Raw genomic sequence first — 14266 nt, 5'->3', positions numbered from 1 at the left:
GTCAGCGCCGGCACGGCACTCGCGCGGACACAGGAGACAGAAACAATGGAAGCGATTAGGAGCGTCGAATACGACCGGCCGCATGGCCTGACGTGCGGCGTAGGCGAGGCGTGGGCACGTGTTCCCAACGCGCCGTCCGCCGAAGCAAAGCGCGAATTGAAGGCGCGAATCCGTGCGCTGTTGCATCGGGAAGAGGCGGTTTTAGTGGCGCACTATTACGTGGACTCCGAGCTCCAGGAACTCGCCGATGAAACGGGCGGTTGCGTCGCCGATTCGCTCGAAATGGCCCGTTTCGGCCGCGATCACGCCGCGAAGACACTGGTCGTCGCGGGCGTGCGTTTCATGGGCGAGACATCGAAGATCCTGAGCCCCGGCAAACGCGTGTTGATGCCCGATCTGGACGCCACCTGCTCGCTCGACCTCGGCTGTCCGCCCGACGAATTCTCCGCTTTCTGCGATGCTCACCCGGACCGCACGGTCGTCGTGTATGCGAACACGAGCGCGGCCGTGAAGGCGCGCGCGGACTGGATGGTCACCTCATCGATCGGACTGGAAATCGTCGCGGATCTGCACGCGCGCGGCGAGAAGATTCTATGGGCGCCGGACCGGCATCTCGGCAACTACATCCAGAAAAAGACCGGCGCGGACATGCTTTCGTGGCAGGGTTCGTGTCTCGTGCACGACGAGTTCAAAGGCATCGAGCTGGATCTCTTGCGCGCCGAATATCCGGACGCGAAGGTTCTCGTTCATCCGGAATCGCCGGAAGGCGTCGTGCAACTGGCGGACGTCGTCGGTTCGACCACGCAGCTGATCGATGCCGCCGTCAAGCTCGACGCAAAGCGCTTTATCGTCGCGACCGATCTCGGCATCCTGCACAAGATGCGGCTCGCGGCGCCCGGCAAAACCTTCATCGAAGCGCCGACCGCCGGCAATAGCGCCACGTGCAAGAGCTGCGCGCATTGTCCGTGGATGGCGATGAACGGCCTCGCCAATCTCGCCGATGTGCTCGAGCGCGGCCACAACGAGATTCACGTCGATGCGGCTATTGCCGGGCGCGCGCGCGTGCCGATCGACCGCATGCTCGACTTCGCCGCGCGTCACAAGAAGCGTGTGCAGGCGAGCGGCGATCTCGCGAAGGATCAAACGTTGTTCTCGAACGTGGGGCCCGCATGACGAACCATTCGCCTTTATTTGCGGAGATCCGCGCGCAGTACGGCGAAGCGTTCGACGCCGCGCTCGCCCGCAATGTCGCCGATGCGCTCGCCGAGGACATCGGCAGCGGCGATCATACGGGGCGTCTCGTGCCAGCAGACACACGTCGCACGGCGCGCATCATCGTGCGGGAAGAGGCGGTGCTGTGCGGCGCGCCGTGGTTCGACGAGGTGATGCGTCGCGTCGATCCGAGCATCGAAGTCGAATGGCGGTATCGCGAAGGCGAGCGCATGACGGCGAATACGCCGGTCGTCTTGCTGCACGGCCAGGCGCGTTCGCTTCTGACCGCCGAGCGCAACGGGCTCAATTTCCTGCAATTGCTGTCGGGCGTGGCAACGGCGACGCGCCGTTATGTCGATGCCATCGAAGGCACGCGGGCGCGCATCCTCGACACGCGCAAGACGCTGCCCGGCTTGCGGCTCGCGCAGAAGTACGCGGTGCGCGTGGGTGGCGGCGCCAATCAGCGGCTCGCGCTCTATGACGGCATTCTGATCAAGGAAAATCACATCGCGGCGGCGGGCGGCGTCGGCGCTGCAATGGACGCCGCGCTCGCGCTCGACGCGGGCGTGCCCATTCAGATCGAAGTGGAAACGCTGGCGCAGCTTGAAACCGCGTTGGCGCATCGCGCGGAATCTGTGTTGCTCGACAACTTCACGCTCGACGCCATGCGCGAAGCCGTGCGCGTGACGGCGGGAAGGGCGCTGCTCGAAGTTTCGGGCGGCGTGAATTTCGAGACCGTGCGGGCGATTGCGGAGACGGGCGTGGACCGCGTCTCTATCGGCGCATTGACGAAGGACGTGCGGGCAACGGATTTTTCGATGCGCTTGATCGAAGACTAAGCTTGCTGCGCGTCGACATCTAAACCGCGCGCCGCCTCGCCGCCGGCGGCATCAACACAGTCGGAAGCGCTTTCGGCAAAGTCGCCGGCCAGTCGCGACTGAAGTGCAGCCCGCGGCTCTCGCGTCGCGAGCACGCGCTTTCCACGATCAGCGACGCCACATCCACGAGATTGCGCAGTTCCAGCAAATCGCGGCTGACCTTGAAGTTCGCGTAGTACTCGTGGATTTCGTCGCGCAAAAGCGCAAGCCGGTGCTGCGCGCGCGCCAGCCGCTTGTCCGTGCGCACGATGCCCACGTAATTCCACATCAGCCGCCGCAACTCGTCCCAGTTGTGCGCGACGACGACTTCTTCGTCCGGATCGGAAACGCGGCTTTCGTCCCAGTCGGGCAGCGGCGCATGGCAGCCCGCTGAATAACCTTCCGTCTCGATCGCCTCGGCCGTCGCGCGCCCGACCACCAGACATTCGAGCAGCGAGTTGCTGGCGAGCCGGTTCGCGCCATGCAGACCTGTGTACGACGTCTCGCCGACCGCATAAAGTCCCGCGCGATCCGTGCGGCCCGCGAGGTCCGTCACGACGCCGCCGCAGGTGTAATGCGCGGCGGGCACGACGGGAATCGGCTCCTTCGCGATATCGATGCCGAATTCGCGGCAACGCGCGAGGATCGTCGGGAAATGTTCTTCGAGAAACGCGCGCGGCTGATGGCTGATGTCGAGATAGACGCAATCGATGCCGCGCTTCTTGATTTCGAAGTCGATGGCGCGCGCGACGATGTCGCGTGGCGCGAGTTCGGCGCGTTCGTCGTGCGCGGGCATGAAGCGTGTGCCGTCGGGCAGACGCAGTACGCCGCCTTCGCCGCGCACGGCCTCGGAGATCAGGAACGACTTGGCGTATGGATGGAACAGGCAAGTCGGATGAAACTGGATGAACTCCATGTTGGCGACGCGGCAGCCAGCGCGCCACGCCATCGCGATGCCGTCGCCGGTGGCCGTGTCGGGATTCGTCGTGTACAGATAAACCTTGCCCGCGCCGCCCGTGGCGAGCACGGTGTGCGGCGCTTGAATCGTCACGGTTCGTCCGCTCGCGAGATCCAGCGCGTAGAGACCATGACAGCGGTGCCCCGGCAAGCCGAGCCGGTCGGACGTGATCAGATCTATCGCGGTATGGTCTTCGAGAACCGTGATGTTCGGATGATTGCGCACGCGCTCGTTGAGCGTCGTGACGACTGCGTGGCCGGTGGCATCCGCGGCATGAATGATCCGCCGATGGCTATGGCCGCCTTCGCGCGTCAGATGGAAGCCGAGTTCCGCGGAGACATCGCGCGTGAAGGGCACGCCTTCCGCGATCAGCCATTCGATTGCCGCGCGCCCGTTTTCGACGATGAAGCGCGTCGCCGCTTCGTCGCAAAGTCCGGCGCCCGCGACGAGCGTATCGCGCACGTGATTGTCGATGCTGTCCGCCGAATCCAGCACGGCCGCGATGCCGCCTTGCGCCCAGTCGCTCGCGCCGACGCTCACCGCGCGCTTGGCGATGATCGCGACGCGCCGCGTTTCGGCCAGGTTCAACGCCACGCTCAAGCCTGCAAGCCCGCTTCCCACGATCGCTACATCGAAATTCATGCTGCTCGATCTCCGTCTATGTGCTTTTTATGACTGCAAGCCGGCAAGCATAACGCGCTCTCCACCCAACCGGCACGGATAACCCGCGCGCGAACGTGTGAAAGCGAAAGAAGAAAAATCGCGCGCACAAACAAAAAGCCCCGCGTGTGCGGGGCTTCTCGTGTCTTTGTCAGGCTCTCAATATCAAGCGCTTACTTGATCTTGGTTTCCTTGTACTCAACGTGCTTGCGGACGACGGGATCGAACTTCTTGATCAGCATCTTTTCCGGCATGTTGCGTTTGTTCTTGGTCGTCGTGTAGAAGTGACCCGTACCTGCGGTCGATTCCAGCTTGATCTTGTCGCGTGCGCCCTTGGCCATGTGCGTGCTCCTTAGATTTCACCGCGTGCGCGCAGGTCTGCGAGCACGGCGTCAATACCGTTCTTGTCGATCAGGCGCAGGCCGGCGTTCGAGACGCGCAGACGCACCCAGCGGTTTTCGCTTTCAACGAAGAAACGGCGGTTCTGCAGGTTCGGCAGGAAACGGCGCTTGGTCTTGTTGTTTGCGTGGGAAACGTTGTTGCCCGACATCGGGCCTTTCCCAGTTACTTGGCATACGCGTGCCATGAGGACACTCCTAAATCACGTTGAGTCCGGAAGTCAAACGCTCGATTTTGGGGGAATCCCGCAATCGATACCTCAAATTCGCCCGATTGCCTTGAACGGGGAGTTGGCAGCACGGTTATGCCAATGAGGACGACGTAAGCCCGAAACAGGTGGGTTGAGAAAACGAATCGTGGATTCTAGCAGGAAAAACGTAGCAATATCAAGCCCGTTCGTCCTTATCTTAGTCAACCTCGACTGCTTCGGGTCAAATCTAAAGCCAGCCCTCACGCCTAAAGCCAGCCCTCACGCGCGAAAGAAAAAATCTCATTGCCCGCGACCACCATGTGATCGAGCAATTTCACGTCGATGAGATTCAGCGCGTCTTGCAGCGTGCGGGTGAGCTTCTTGTCGTTCGCGCTAGGCTCCACGCCGCCAGACGGATGATTATGCGCCACGATCAGCCCCGCCGCGTTCAGATGCAAGGCACGCTTCACGATCTCGCGCGGATACACCGCCACCCGCGTGAGCGAGCCGCTCGCTTCCACGTGCGCATCGATCAGTTGATGCCGCGCATCGAGATAGATACATAGGAAAAGTTCGTTGGGCTGAGTGCCGATTCTCAGGCGCAGAAAGTCTTCCACCGCGCCCGGCGAGTTTAGCAGCATGCGTTCGCGCGCCTTCTCGATGAGCGCCCGTCGACACAGTTCCGACACGGCCAAAAGCGTGGCCGCGCGCGCCTCGCCGACGCCGCGCTCTTCCTGGAGCTGAAGCGCGGACGCGTCGAGCACGCCGCGAATCGAGCCAAAGCGCCGCAGCAGCGCACGCGCCACATCGACTGCCGTTTTGCCCGGCAATCCTGTGCGCAAAAATACGGCGAGCAACGCGGCGTCGCTCAACGAGTCGCCGCCGGACTGCAACAGACGCTCGCGCGGCTTGTCCGTCTTGTCCCACTGGGAAATTGGCAGAACGGAAACGGGCTTCAGCAGCGCGGGGCCGGCTTCCATTTCACGCATCAGAATCTCGAAATTGGCGGACATTCCTTCCCCTGAGGCCATCTTAAGGCTGTATTTTTGCGAGATACACCGCACCTACGCCGCTCGAGCGAAGCGCGGCGCTTCCCAACTCTGTCTTACAATAGCGGTTTCGGCGCGCGCTCCGCCCCGCCACGCGGCCCGAAGTATCGCGCCAGGCGCACGTCCCGCTTCCGACTGAACCGTCACAGCCAATACTCATGAGCATCATCGATATCTCCGAGGTGAAACCCGGTTCGCATGTCACGCTTCATTACCGGCTCGCACTGGCCGATGGCGCCGACATCGTCAACACGTTCACCGACAAGCCCGCGACCCTCCTGCTCGGCGCAGGCCAACTCGCGCCGCCACTGGAAGAGATTCTGCTGGGAATGAAGGTCGGCCACCATTCGACCTTTCAGCTAACGCCGGAGCAAGCGTTCGGGCCGCGCAATCCGGAGCTCGTGCAGCGCGTGTCGCTCGCGACGCTGCGCGAAAACAGCATGATCGGTGAGGATTTTTCTCCCGGCGATCTCGTCGAATTCAACGCGCCCAACGGTGGGCGCTACGCGGGCGTGCTCAAGGAAGTGGGCGAGACGTCGGCGCTTTTCGACTTCAATCACCCGCTCGCCGGCCAGTCGCTGGCCTTCGAAGTGAAAATCATCGGAATTCTGTAGCCATGAGCCTGACTGAAAGCCTCAACGAGATCGATACCGACGTCGAGATCCTGCTCGCGCAGCCGCGCGGCTTTTGCGCCGGCGTGGATCGCGCGATCGAAATCGTCGAGCGGGCCATCAAGCTGTTCGGCGCGCCCATCTACGTGCGGCATGAAATCGTCCACAACGCCTACGTGGTGTCGGACCTGCGCAAGAAGGGCGCCATTTTCATCGAGGAACTGGACGACGTGCCCGAAGGCGCCACGCTTATTTTCAGCGCGCACGGCGTGTCGAAAGCGGTGCGCGGCGAAGCCGAAGCGCGCGGTTTGCGCGTGTTCGACGCCACGTGTCCGCTCGTGACCAAGGTGCACATGGAAGTCGCGAAAATGCGCCAGGAAGGCTTCGACATCGTGATGATCGGCCACAAAGGCCATCCGGAAGTCGAAGGCACGATGGGCCAGTCGGGCGAGGGCATGCATCTCGTCGAGGATATCGAAGACGTCCTGAAGCTCGATCTGCCCAATCCTGACCGCATTGCCTATGTCACGCAGACAACCCTGTCCGTCGACGACGCCTTCGCCATCATCGACGCGTTGAAGACCAAGTATCCGGCCATCAAGGAGCCGAAGAAGCAGGACATCTGCTACGCGACGCAAAACCGTCAGGACGCGGTGAAGTTCCTCGCGCCGCAATGCGACGTGGTGATCGTCGTGGGCAGCCCGAACAGTTCGAATTCGAGCCGTCTGCGCGAAGTGGCCGAGAAGCGCGGCATCCCGGCCTATATGGTCGATTCGCCGACGCAGATCGATCCGCGCTGGGTGGAAGGCAAGAAGCGTATCGGCGTGACGGCGGGCGCATCGGCGCCGGAAGTGCTCGCGCAGGCGGTAATCGCCCGTTTGCGTGAGCTCGGTGTGCGCAATGTGCGTTCGCTTGAGGGAATCGAGGAAACCATCGCGTTTCCGCTGCCGCGCGGGCTGACCTTGCCGCAATGAGTTAGATAGTTCTTTCGAAAAAAGCGCCTACGGGCGCTTTTTTTTCGTTCTGTGTGAACGCTTTTGCTCAAGAACGGAACTACTCGGGCCGACATAAGACCCAAACGGTAAGCACTATTTTGGGGCGACTTTTGTTCGGTGAGAGTTTAAGGGTTTCCCCTTGCTGCAAAGGCGCAAACGTCAACGCTTCGAAGCGCCGAATAAACCCGTTCCCGTTATGGTGCAACTGCTGCACAAAAACGAATCGCAACCCGGTTGCGACTTGCGCGGAAAATCGTCAAAAAAAACGGGTTGCAATGCTGGAAAACCCCGCCACACAAGAATATTGCTCGTCTCATATTTAGCGTTACAATGCGCCCGTCTTGGGCTCGGAGGGGTCTCTCGGCAACGGTTTTGAAAGGCGCAGGAGACCTATTTGATGCGATTCAAGTTTGCTTACGCCGTGTCCATCGCGGCTGCGGTTGCAATGGCAACAGCATGCGGCAAGAAGGGCGAAGGCGAAGCGAGCGCACCTGTAGCGGCGGCGAGCGCGGTGTCCGCACCTGCCGCAGCGTCGGCCGCGGCAGCCCCCGCCGCGAGCGAAGCAATGGTCGTCAAAATTGGTCACGCCGCGCCGCTTACCGGATTGCAGGCACACCTCGGCCGGGACAATGAAAACGGCGCGCGGCTCGCACTCGAAGAGATCAGCGCGCAGGGTTTGACGATCGACGGGCGCTCCATTCGCCTCGAACTCGACAGCCAGGACGATGCAGCCGATCCGCGCGTGGGCACCGAAGCCGCGCAGCGTCTAGTCGACGACCATGTGGTCGCGGTGATCGGCCACATGAACTCCGGCGTGTCGATTCCGGCTTCGAAGATTTACAGCGATGCGGGCATCGCGCAAATTTCGCCGTCGACGACCAATCCCGAATACACGAAGCAAGGCTACAAGACGACGTTTCGCGTCGTGGCGACCGACGCGCTGCAAGGCCCCGTGCTGGCCAATTACGCGATCAAGACGCTGCGCGCGAAGAGAATCGTGGTGGTCGACGACGCCAGCGCCTACGGCCGCGGCCTTGCCGATGAATTCTCGAAGACGGCGCAGGCCGGCGGCGCGAAGCTTGCCGCCCGGGAAGCCACGAGCGAAAAGGCGCGCAACTTCAAGGCGATCCTCACGAAGATCAAACGCATCCAGCCGGATGTCGTGATGTACGGCGGCATGGACGTAACGGGCGGGCCATTCGCGAAGGAAGCGGCGGCGCTCGGTATCAAGGCGAAGATTCTGGCGGGCGACGGAGTCTGCACCGGCAAGCTCGTGGAACTTGCGGGCGACGCCGTACAGAACATCGTCTGCTCGGAAGCGGGGCTCGCGCTTTCGAAGATGGATAAGGGCGCCGACTTCGCGCAGAAGTACGAAGCGCGCTTTCATGCGCCGGTCCAGATTTATGCGCCGTTCACGTACGACGCGATGTACGTGATCGTCGATGCCATGAAGCGCGCCAATTCAATCGAAGCGCCCAAGGTGCTCGCGGCGATCGCCACGACGGACTTCAACGGTCTGACCGGGCATATCGCGTTCGACGACAAAGGCGACCTCAAGGCGGGCGCCATCACGCTCTACGAGTTCAAGGACAAAAGGAAGGACGTGCTGGACGTAGTCAAGCAGTAAGCGAGATGTGTGAAAGCGGCGTCGCGCGTTGAGCGCCGTTCTCATGGCTTCGTGGCAGTGGATGGGAGTAAGACTTCCGTGAAAACCGTTCGGAGACGTTTGCAGCCAGATCCGGCAGCAGGCGGGACCCGGGCGATTAACCTTACCGGTTTTTTTAATCAGTACGCGCAGTGCTGCTCCAGATTTCGCTTCACATCGGTTTATCGGCCGGTGATAAAGACGTAATCCGGTCGCACGGGGCTAAGGAGCGTTATATGGATATTTTCATCCAGCAGGTCCTCAACGGTCTGGTGCTTGGCAGCATTTACGCCATCATCGCACTGGGCTATACGATGGTGTACGGGATTCTCGGCATCATCAACTTCGCGCACGGCGACGTGCTGATGGTGGGTGCCATGGTCGCGCTGTCGGCCATCGGCGTGATGCAGAATCACGCGCCGGGCATTCCCGGGCCGATCATGCTGACCATCGCGCTTGTCATTGCCGCCGTGGTCTGCGCGGTGGTGGGCTACACGATCGAGAAGGTCGCGTACCGTCCGCTTCGTAAAGCGCCGCGTCTCGCGCCGCTGATCACCGCGATCGGCGTGTCCATTCTCTTGCAGACGCTCGCGATGATGATCTGGGGCCGCAATCCCCTCGCGTTCCCGCAGCTGCTGCCGACCGATCCGATCAACGTCATCGCCGCCGACGAAACCCGTCCGGGCGCGGTGATCTCGATGACCGAAATCGTCATCATCGTGGTCGCGTTCCTCGTGATGGGCGGCTTGCTCCTTCTCGTGCACAAGACCAAGCTCGGCCGCGCCATGCGCGCAATCGCCGAGAACCCAGGCGTTGCATCGCTGATGGGCGTGAACCCGAACTTCGTGATTTCCGCGACCTTCATGATCGGCTCGGCGCTTGCCGCACTCGCCGGCGTGATGATCGCCTCCGAATACGGCAACGCGCACTTCTACATGGGCTTCATCCCCGGTCTCAAGGCGTTCACGGCGGCGGTGCTGGGCGGCATCGGCAACCTGGGCGGCGCGATGGTCGGGGGCGTGTTGCTGGGTCTCATCGAACAGTTGGGCGCCGGTTATATCGGCAACCTGACAGGCGGCGTCTTCGGCAGTAACTATCAAGACGTGTTCGCCTTCATCGTGCTGATCATCGTGCTCGTGTTCCGTCCGTCGGGTCTGCTCGGCGAACGTGTCGCGGATCGCGCTTAACCCTCGCGTGAGGAGCTAAAAAATATGACTTCGATTCAACCGATTGAGCCGTCCACGACGCTCATTCCCGAGAAAAACGCGACCCGCAAGCTGGTGGTCGGCGTCATCACCACGGTGCTCGTGATCGCGGCGCCGATGATCATCGGCGCGGCAGGCGGCAACTACTGGGTGCGCGTGCTCGACTTCGCGATGCTCTACGTGATGCTCGCGCTGGGCCTGAACGTAGTGGTCGGTTTCGCCGGCCTGCTTGATCTGGGCTACATCGCGTTCTACGCGGTCGGCGCTTACGTCGCAGCGCTGCTGTCGTCGCCGCAACTGACCTCGCAGTTCGAGTGGATCGCGCATCTCGCGCCGGGCGGTCTGCACGTGCCGTTCCTCATCATCGCGCCGTGCGCGATGGCGCTGGCCGCGACCTTCGGTGTGCTGCTCGGTGCGCCGACGCTTCGTCTGCGCGGCGACTACCTCGCCATCGTGACCTTGGGCTTCGGGGAGATCATCCGGATCTTCATGAACAACCTCGATCGTCCGATCAACATCACGAACGGTCCGAAGGGCATCACCGGTATCGATCCCGTGACCGTCGCGGGCTTCAACCTCTCGCAGACGCACACGTTCTTCGGCATGAAGTTTCCGTCCGTGTACATGTATTACTACCTCTTCGTGCTCGGCGCGTTGCTGGTGATCTGGGTGTGCACGCGCTTGCAGCACTCGCGTATCGGCCGCGCGTGGGCCGCTATCCGCGAAGACGAAATCGCCGCCAAGGCAATGGGCATCAACACGCGTAACGTAAAGCTGCTGGCCTTCGCGATGGGCGCGTCCTTCGGCGGTCTGTCGGGCTCGATGTTCGGCGCGTTCCAGGGCTTCGTGTCGCCGGAATCGTTCACGTTCTGGGAATCGATCGTCGTGCTGGCGTGCGTGGTGCTCGGCGGCATGGGCCATATCCCGGGCGTGATTCTCGGCGCGGTGCTGCTTGCCGTGTTCCCCGAATTCCTGCGCTCGACCATGGGTCCGCTGCAGAACGCGATCTTCGGTCATCAGATCGTCGATACCGAAGTCATCCGCCAGTTGCTCTACGGTCTCGCGATGGTGCTGATCATGCTGTATCGCTCGGAAGGCCTGTGGCCGGCCCCGAAACACGAAGACAAGATCGCGAAGATCGCGAAGCGCGGCAGCAAGAAGCCAGTGCGCGCCTAAACGGGGAACTCAAAGATGAGCGAAAAGCAAACGCGACTGTCCGTGAAGGGCGTCAACAAGCGCTTCGGCGGGCTGCAGGCTTTGTCGGATGTCGGCCTCGAAATCAAGGCGGGCGAAATCTACGGTCTGATCGGTCCGAACGGCGCGGGCAAGACCACGTTCTTCAACGTGATCACGGGCCTTTACACGCCGGATTCGGGCGTGTTCAAGCTCGATGGCGAAGCTTATACGCCGACGGCGGTGTATCAGGTGGCGAAGGCGGGCATTGCGCGCACGTTCCAGAACATCCGGCTCTTCGGCGGCATGACCGCGCTCGAAAACGTGATGGTCGGACGCCATGTGCGCACGAAGCACGGTCTCATCGGCGCGGTGTTTCAGACGCCGTCCGAGCGGCGCGAAGAGCGCGAGATCAAGGAGCGCGCGCTCGAGCTGCTCGAATACGTGGGCGTGCTGCAATACGCCGACTACACGTCGCGCAATCTGTCGTACGGCCACCAGCGGCGTCTGGAAATCGCGCGCGCACTGGCGACCGATCCGAAGCTGCTTGCGCTCGACGAACCGGCCGCCGGCATGAACGCGACGGAGAAAGTGGAGCTTACGCGTCTGCTCGACAAGATCCGTAGCGACGGCAAGACGATTCTGTTGATCGAACACGACGTGAAACTCGTGATGGGATTGTGCAACCGCATGACGGTGCTCGATTACGGCAAGGTGATCGCCGAGGGTCTGCCGCAGGACGTGCAGAAGGACCCGAAGGTGATCGAGGCATATCTGGGTGCGGGGGTGCATTAATGGCGACGCCAAGCGCAATGTTGAAGGTCAAGGGTTTGCAGGTGAACTACGGCGGTATCCAGGCGGTGAAGGGTGTCGACTTGGAAGTCGGACAGGGCGAACTCGTCACGCTGATCGGCGCGAACGGCGCCGGCAAGACCACGACGATGAAGGCCATCACCGGTCTCAAGCCGTATTTGGGCGGCGACATCGAATACATGGGTCAGTCGATCCGTGGCGTGCCGACGCACGAGTTGCTCAAGCGCGGTCTTGCCATGGTGCCGGAAGGCCGCGGCATCTTCGCGCGCATGTCGATCCTGGAAAACATGCAGATGGGCGCCTATCTGCGCAACGACGCCGACCAGATTCAGAAGGACACCGACCGCATGTTCGGCTTCTTCCCGCGTCTGAAGGAGCGCGCATCGCAATATGCGGGCACGCTGTCGGGCGGCGAACAGCAGATGCTCGCCATGGCGCGCGCGTTGTTGTCGCGTCCGAAACTGCTTCTGCTCGATGAGCCGTCGATGGGTCTTTCACCCATCATGGTCGAGAAGATTTTCGAGGTGGTGCGCGAGATTTCGTCGGAAGGGCTGACGGTGTTGCTCGTCGAACAAAACGCGCGTTTGGCGTTGCAGGCGGCGAATCGCGGCTATGTGATGGACTCGGGCGTGGTCACCATGTCCGGCGACGCCAAGATCATGCTCGACGATCCGAAGGTGCGTGCCGCGTATCTCGGCGAGTGAATAGTGCTTGAGTCGTTCGAAAGCCCTTCCACGGAAGGGCTTTTTTTATAGCCGCGTTTATAGAGACGTTTATAGCCGCTTGCCGAGGCTCACGACTTCATCCATCCGATACCCGAGCTTTTCATAGAAGCCGCGCAGTTCGGTCTTGACCGCGAGTATCTGCAGATTCACTTTCGGGCATCCGCGTGCCGCGAGCGCTTCTTCGGCATGGCGCATGAGCGTTGCGCCATAGCCGCGCCGGCGTAACGCGGGCGCCACGGCCAGCGAATAAACCCAGCCGCGATGACCGTCGTAGCCGGACATCACCGTGCCGACCACGCGGTCCTCGACCGTTCCGACGAAGAACAACTCCGGCTGCGTGTTCATCTTGTTGGCGATCGACAATGCCGGATCGCGCTGCGGCCGCGATGCATCCGCGTATTCGGGGAAGACATCGCGCCACAGGGCGATCACGGCTTCGCGATCGCTTGCATCGAACGTACGGATGATCACAGCGCATCCAGCACGGTGCGCAGCATTTTCAGCATTTGGTCGATCTCGTCCTTCGTCACGTTCAGCGCGGGCATGAAGCGCAACAGATTCGGACGCGCGGCGTTGAGCAGCAGACCGTCGGGTTGCAACAGACGCGCCTTTTCGACGATCTGCGGACCCTTGTCGCTATCGAGCAGAAGCGCGCGCAACAAACCTTCGCCGCGCTCGCCCCTGAAGCCGCGCTCGGCCGACAGCTTCAACAACTCGGACTTCAGGTATTCGCCACGCTCGCGCACGCCTTCGAGAAAGCCGGGCGCGACGAGTTGCGAGATCACCGAGTAACCCACTGCCGTCATCAACGGATTGCCGTTGTAGGTGCCGCCCTGATCGCCCGGTTCGAAACATTCGATTGCCGCCGTCGAAAGGAGCGCTGCCAGCGGCACGCCACCGCCAATACCCTTGCCGAGCGTCATGATGTCCGGCTCGATGCCCGACAGTTCGTAGGCGAAGAGCGTTCCCGCGCGGCCGCATCCGCTTTGCACTTCATCGACGATCAAGAGCAGGTTGTGTTGCTTCGTCAGATCGCGCAATTGCTGCATGAATTCGCGCGTGGCCGGAATCACGCCGCCTTCGCCCTGAATCGGTTCGAGCATCACGGCGACGGTCTTTTCCGTGATGAGCTTTTCCACCGATGCGATGTCGTTCAGATCGGCCTTCGGAAAGCCCGGCACTTGCGGTGCGTAGATGGTGTCCCAGCCCGGCTTGCCGCTTGCCGACATCGTCGCGAGCGTGCGGCCATGGAAACTGTGGTCGAACGTGATGATTTCATACGCGCCGTTTTTGAACTTGCGTCCCCACTTGCGCGCGAGCTTGATCGCGCCTTCGTTGGCTTCCGCGCCGCTGTTGGCGAAGAACACCTTGTCGAAGCAACTGTTGGCGGTGAGCAGACCCGCGAGCTGCGCCATCGGCGCGTTGTAGAACGCGGGCGACGGGTTGATGAGCGTGCGCGCCTGCTTTTCCAGTGCTTCGATCATGCCTTCGTTGCAATGGCCGAGCGAATTGACAGCCCAGCCCTGAATGAAGTCGAGATATCGCTTGCCGGTGTTGTCGTAAATCCAGGAGCCTTTGCCGTGCGTGAACACGATCTCGGGGCGGTTCGTGATGTACATCAGCGAATCGACGGGGTACTCATTGAAATTCATGACAGCAGGCTCCACGAAAGCAGTGACGAAGGAAAGGAAGCGAGAAGAACGGCGAGCCGAAAAAAACAAAAGCCACGGATATCCGTGGCTTCATTTCTTGCGCGTTGAACAAACCGAACCTT

Annotated in this window: 15 protein-coding genes; 9 read left to right on the top strand and 6 right to left on the bottom strand. The window is 61.7% G+C overall.

What is annotated here, in order from left to right; translation table 11 throughout:
- Positions 1 to 45 precede the first annotated feature (45 nt).
- Both nadA and nadC read left to right on the top strand, forming a co-directional pair.
- On the top strand, positions 46 to 1173 hold the full coding sequence (nadA, locus tag ACYQ47_RS33275) for a quinolinate synthase NadA (RefSeq protein WP_459909028.1): 1128 nt from the start codon (positions 46 to 48) through the stop codon (positions 1171 to 1173).
- Entirely contained in the window at positions 1170 to 2051 is an 882-nt protein-coding gene (gene nadC, locus ACYQ47_RS33270) for a carboxylating nicotinate-nucleotide diphosphorylase (RefSeq protein WP_459909026.1), read from the top strand. The genes nadA and nadC overlap by 4 nt, the downstream gene beginning before the upstream one ends.
- A gap of 19 nt (positions 2052 to 2070) precedes the next feature.
- On the opposite strand, the gene nadB is transcribed toward nadC, so the two are convergent.
- From nadB to radC, 4 genes are all read right to left on the bottom strand, one after another.
- A complete protein-coding gene (gene nadB / locus ACYQ47_RS33265; RefSeq protein WP_250491898.1) occupies positions 2071 to 3669 on the bottom strand; it encodes an L-aspartate oxidase in 1599 nt (532 codons plus the stop codon).
- A gap of 191 nt (positions 3670 to 3860) precedes the next feature.
- Complete coding sequence (rpmG, locus tag ACYQ47_RS33260; RefSeq protein WP_007180630.1) at positions 3861 to 4028, bottom strand: 50S ribosomal protein L33; 168 nt, start codon at positions 4026 to 4028, stop codon at positions 3861 to 3863.
- An 11-nt stretch (positions 4029 to 4039) separates the two neighbouring features.
- Complete coding sequence (rpmB, locus tag ACYQ47_RS33255; protein ID WP_008351171.1) at positions 4040 to 4273, bottom strand: 50S ribosomal protein L28; 234 nt, start codon at positions 4271 to 4273, stop codon at positions 4040 to 4042.
- Positions 4274 to 4542: 269 nt separating this feature from the next.
- A complete protein-coding gene (gene radC, locus ACYQ47_RS33250) occupies positions 4543 to 5289 on the bottom strand; it encodes a RadC family protein (protein ID WP_459909022.1) in 747 nt (248 codons plus the stop codon).
- Positions 5290 to 5483: 194 nt separating this feature from the next.
- Between radC and ACYQ47_RS33245 the strand changes: the two genes are divergently transcribed.
- The 7 genes from ACYQ47_RS33245 to ACYQ47_RS33215 all read left to right on the top strand — a co-directional run bounded on the left by ACYQ47_RS33245 (position 5484) and on the right by ACYQ47_RS33215 (position 12471).
- Positions 5484 to 5939, top strand: a complete 456-nt coding sequence (locus tag ACYQ47_RS33245) for an FKBP-type peptidyl-prolyl cis-trans isomerase (RefSeq protein ID WP_244827228.1) — start codon at positions 5484 to 5486, stop codon at positions 5937 to 5939.
- Between the two features lie 2 nt (positions 5940 to 5941).
- On the top strand, positions 5942 to 6910 hold the full coding sequence (gene ispH, locus ACYQ47_RS33240; RefSeq protein ID WP_244827229.1) for a 4-hydroxy-3-methylbut-2-enyl diphosphate reductase: 969 nt from the start codon (positions 5942 to 5944) through the stop codon (positions 6908 to 6910).
- A gap of 418 nt (positions 6911 to 7328) precedes the next feature.
- Positions 7329 to 8558 carry a branched-chain amino acid ABC transporter substrate-binding protein gene (locus ACYQ47_RS33235; protein ID WP_309841694.1) on the top strand — a complete coding sequence of 410 codons (1230 nt, stop codon included), beginning with the start codon at positions 7329 to 7331 and terminating at the stop codon, positions 8556 to 8558.
- A gap of 254 nt (positions 8559 to 8812) precedes the next feature.
- Positions 8813 to 9763, top strand: a complete 951-nt coding sequence (locus tag ACYQ47_RS33230) for a branched-chain amino acid ABC transporter permease (protein WP_244827231.1) — start codon at positions 8813 to 8815, stop codon at positions 9761 to 9763.
- 24 nt (positions 9764 to 9787) lie between these two features.
- Entirely contained in the window at positions 9788 to 10957 is a 1170-nt protein-coding gene (locus tag ACYQ47_RS33225; protein WP_244827232.1) for an ABC transporter permease subunit, read from the top strand.
- A 15-nt stretch (positions 10958 to 10972) separates the two neighbouring features.
- Positions 10973 to 11749 carry an ABC transporter ATP-binding protein gene (locus ACYQ47_RS33220; protein WP_244827233.1) on the top strand — a complete coding sequence of 259 codons (777 nt, stop codon included), beginning with the start codon at positions 10973 to 10975 and terminating at the stop codon, positions 11747 to 11749.
- A 17-nt stretch (positions 11750 to 11766) separates the two neighbouring features.
- Positions 11767 to 12471: an ABC transporter ATP-binding protein gene (locus ACYQ47_RS33215; protein WP_409014923.1), complete on the top strand. Its 705-nt coding sequence runs from the start codon at positions 11767 to 11769 to the stop codon at positions 12469 to 12471.
- A 69-nt stretch (positions 12472 to 12540) separates the two neighbouring features.
- On the opposite strand, the gene ACYQ47_RS33210 is transcribed toward ACYQ47_RS33215, so the two are convergent.
- Positions 12541 to 12963, bottom strand: coding sequence for a GNAT family acetyltransferase (locus ACYQ47_RS33210; protein ID WP_250463480.1), 423 nt, complete (start codon positions 12961 to 12963; stop codon positions 12541 to 12543).
- Positions 12960 to 14144, bottom strand: a complete 1185-nt coding sequence (locus ACYQ47_RS33205) for an acetylornithine transaminase (RefSeq protein ID WP_244827236.1) — start codon at positions 14142 to 14144, stop codon at positions 12960 to 12962. Before ACYQ47_RS33205 ends, ACYQ47_RS33210 begins: the two co-directional genes overlap by 4 nt.
- Positions 14145 to 14266: the final 122 nt, after the last annotated feature.

It is taken from the genome of Caballeronia sp. HLA56 (genome assembly GCF_054655155.1).
The sequence above is the reverse complement of the archived record's forward strand: the minus strand, read 5'-3'. Positions and strand labels throughout refer to the sequence as shown.

Coding starts and splice junctions, on each gene's coding strand:
- ispH (WP_244827229.1), top strand. CDS start 5,942: ATGAGCCTGACTGAAAGCCTCAACGAGATCGATACCGACGTCGAGATC.
- ACYQ47_RS33245 (WP_244827228.1), top strand. CDS start 5,484: ATGAGCATCATCGATATCTCCGAGGTGAAACCCGGTTCGCATGTCACG.
- ACYQ47_RS33230 (WP_244827231.1), top strand. CDS start 8,813: ATGGATATTTTCATCCAGCAGGTCCTCAACGGTCTGGTGCTTGGCAGC.
- rpmG (WP_007180630.1), bottom strand. CDS start 4,028: ATGGCCAAGGGCGCACGCGACAAGATCAAGCTGGAATCGACCGCAGGT.
- rpmB (WP_008351171.1), bottom strand. CDS start 4,273: ATGGCACGCGTATGCCAAGTAACTGGGAAAGGCCCGATGTCGGGCAAC.
- ACYQ47_RS33220 (WP_244827233.1), top strand. CDS start 10,973: ATGAGCGAAAAGCAAACGCGACTGTCCGTGAAGGGCGTCAACAAGCGC.
- ACYQ47_RS33205 (WP_244827236.1), bottom strand. CDS start 14,144: ATGAATTTCAATGAGTACCCCGTCGATTCGCTGATGTACATCACGAAC.
- ACYQ47_RS33235 (WP_309841694.1), top strand. CDS start 7,329: ATGCGATTCAAGTTTGCTTACGCCGTGTCCATCGCGGCTGCGGTTGCA.
- radC (WP_459909022.1), bottom strand. CDS start 5,289: ATGTCCGCCAATTTCGAGATTCTGATGCGTGAAATGGAAGCCGGCCCC.
- nadB (WP_250491898.1), bottom strand. CDS start 3,669: ATGAATTTCGATGTAGCGATCGTGGGAAGCGGGCTTGCAGGCTTGAGC.
- ACYQ47_RS33225 (WP_244827232.1), top strand. CDS start 9,788: ATGACTTCGATTCAACCGATTGAGCCGTCCACGACGCTCATTCCCGAG.
- nadA (WP_459909028.1), top strand. CDS start 46: ATGGAAGCGATTAGGAGCGTCGAATACGACCGGCCGCATGGCCTGACG.
- nadC (WP_459909026.1), top strand. CDS start 1,170: ATGACGAACCATTCGCCTTTATTTGCGGAGATCCGCGCGCAGTACGGC.
- ACYQ47_RS33215 (WP_409014923.1), top strand. CDS start 11,767: ATGTTGAAGGTCAAGGGTTTGCAGGTGAACTACGGCGGTATCCAGGCG.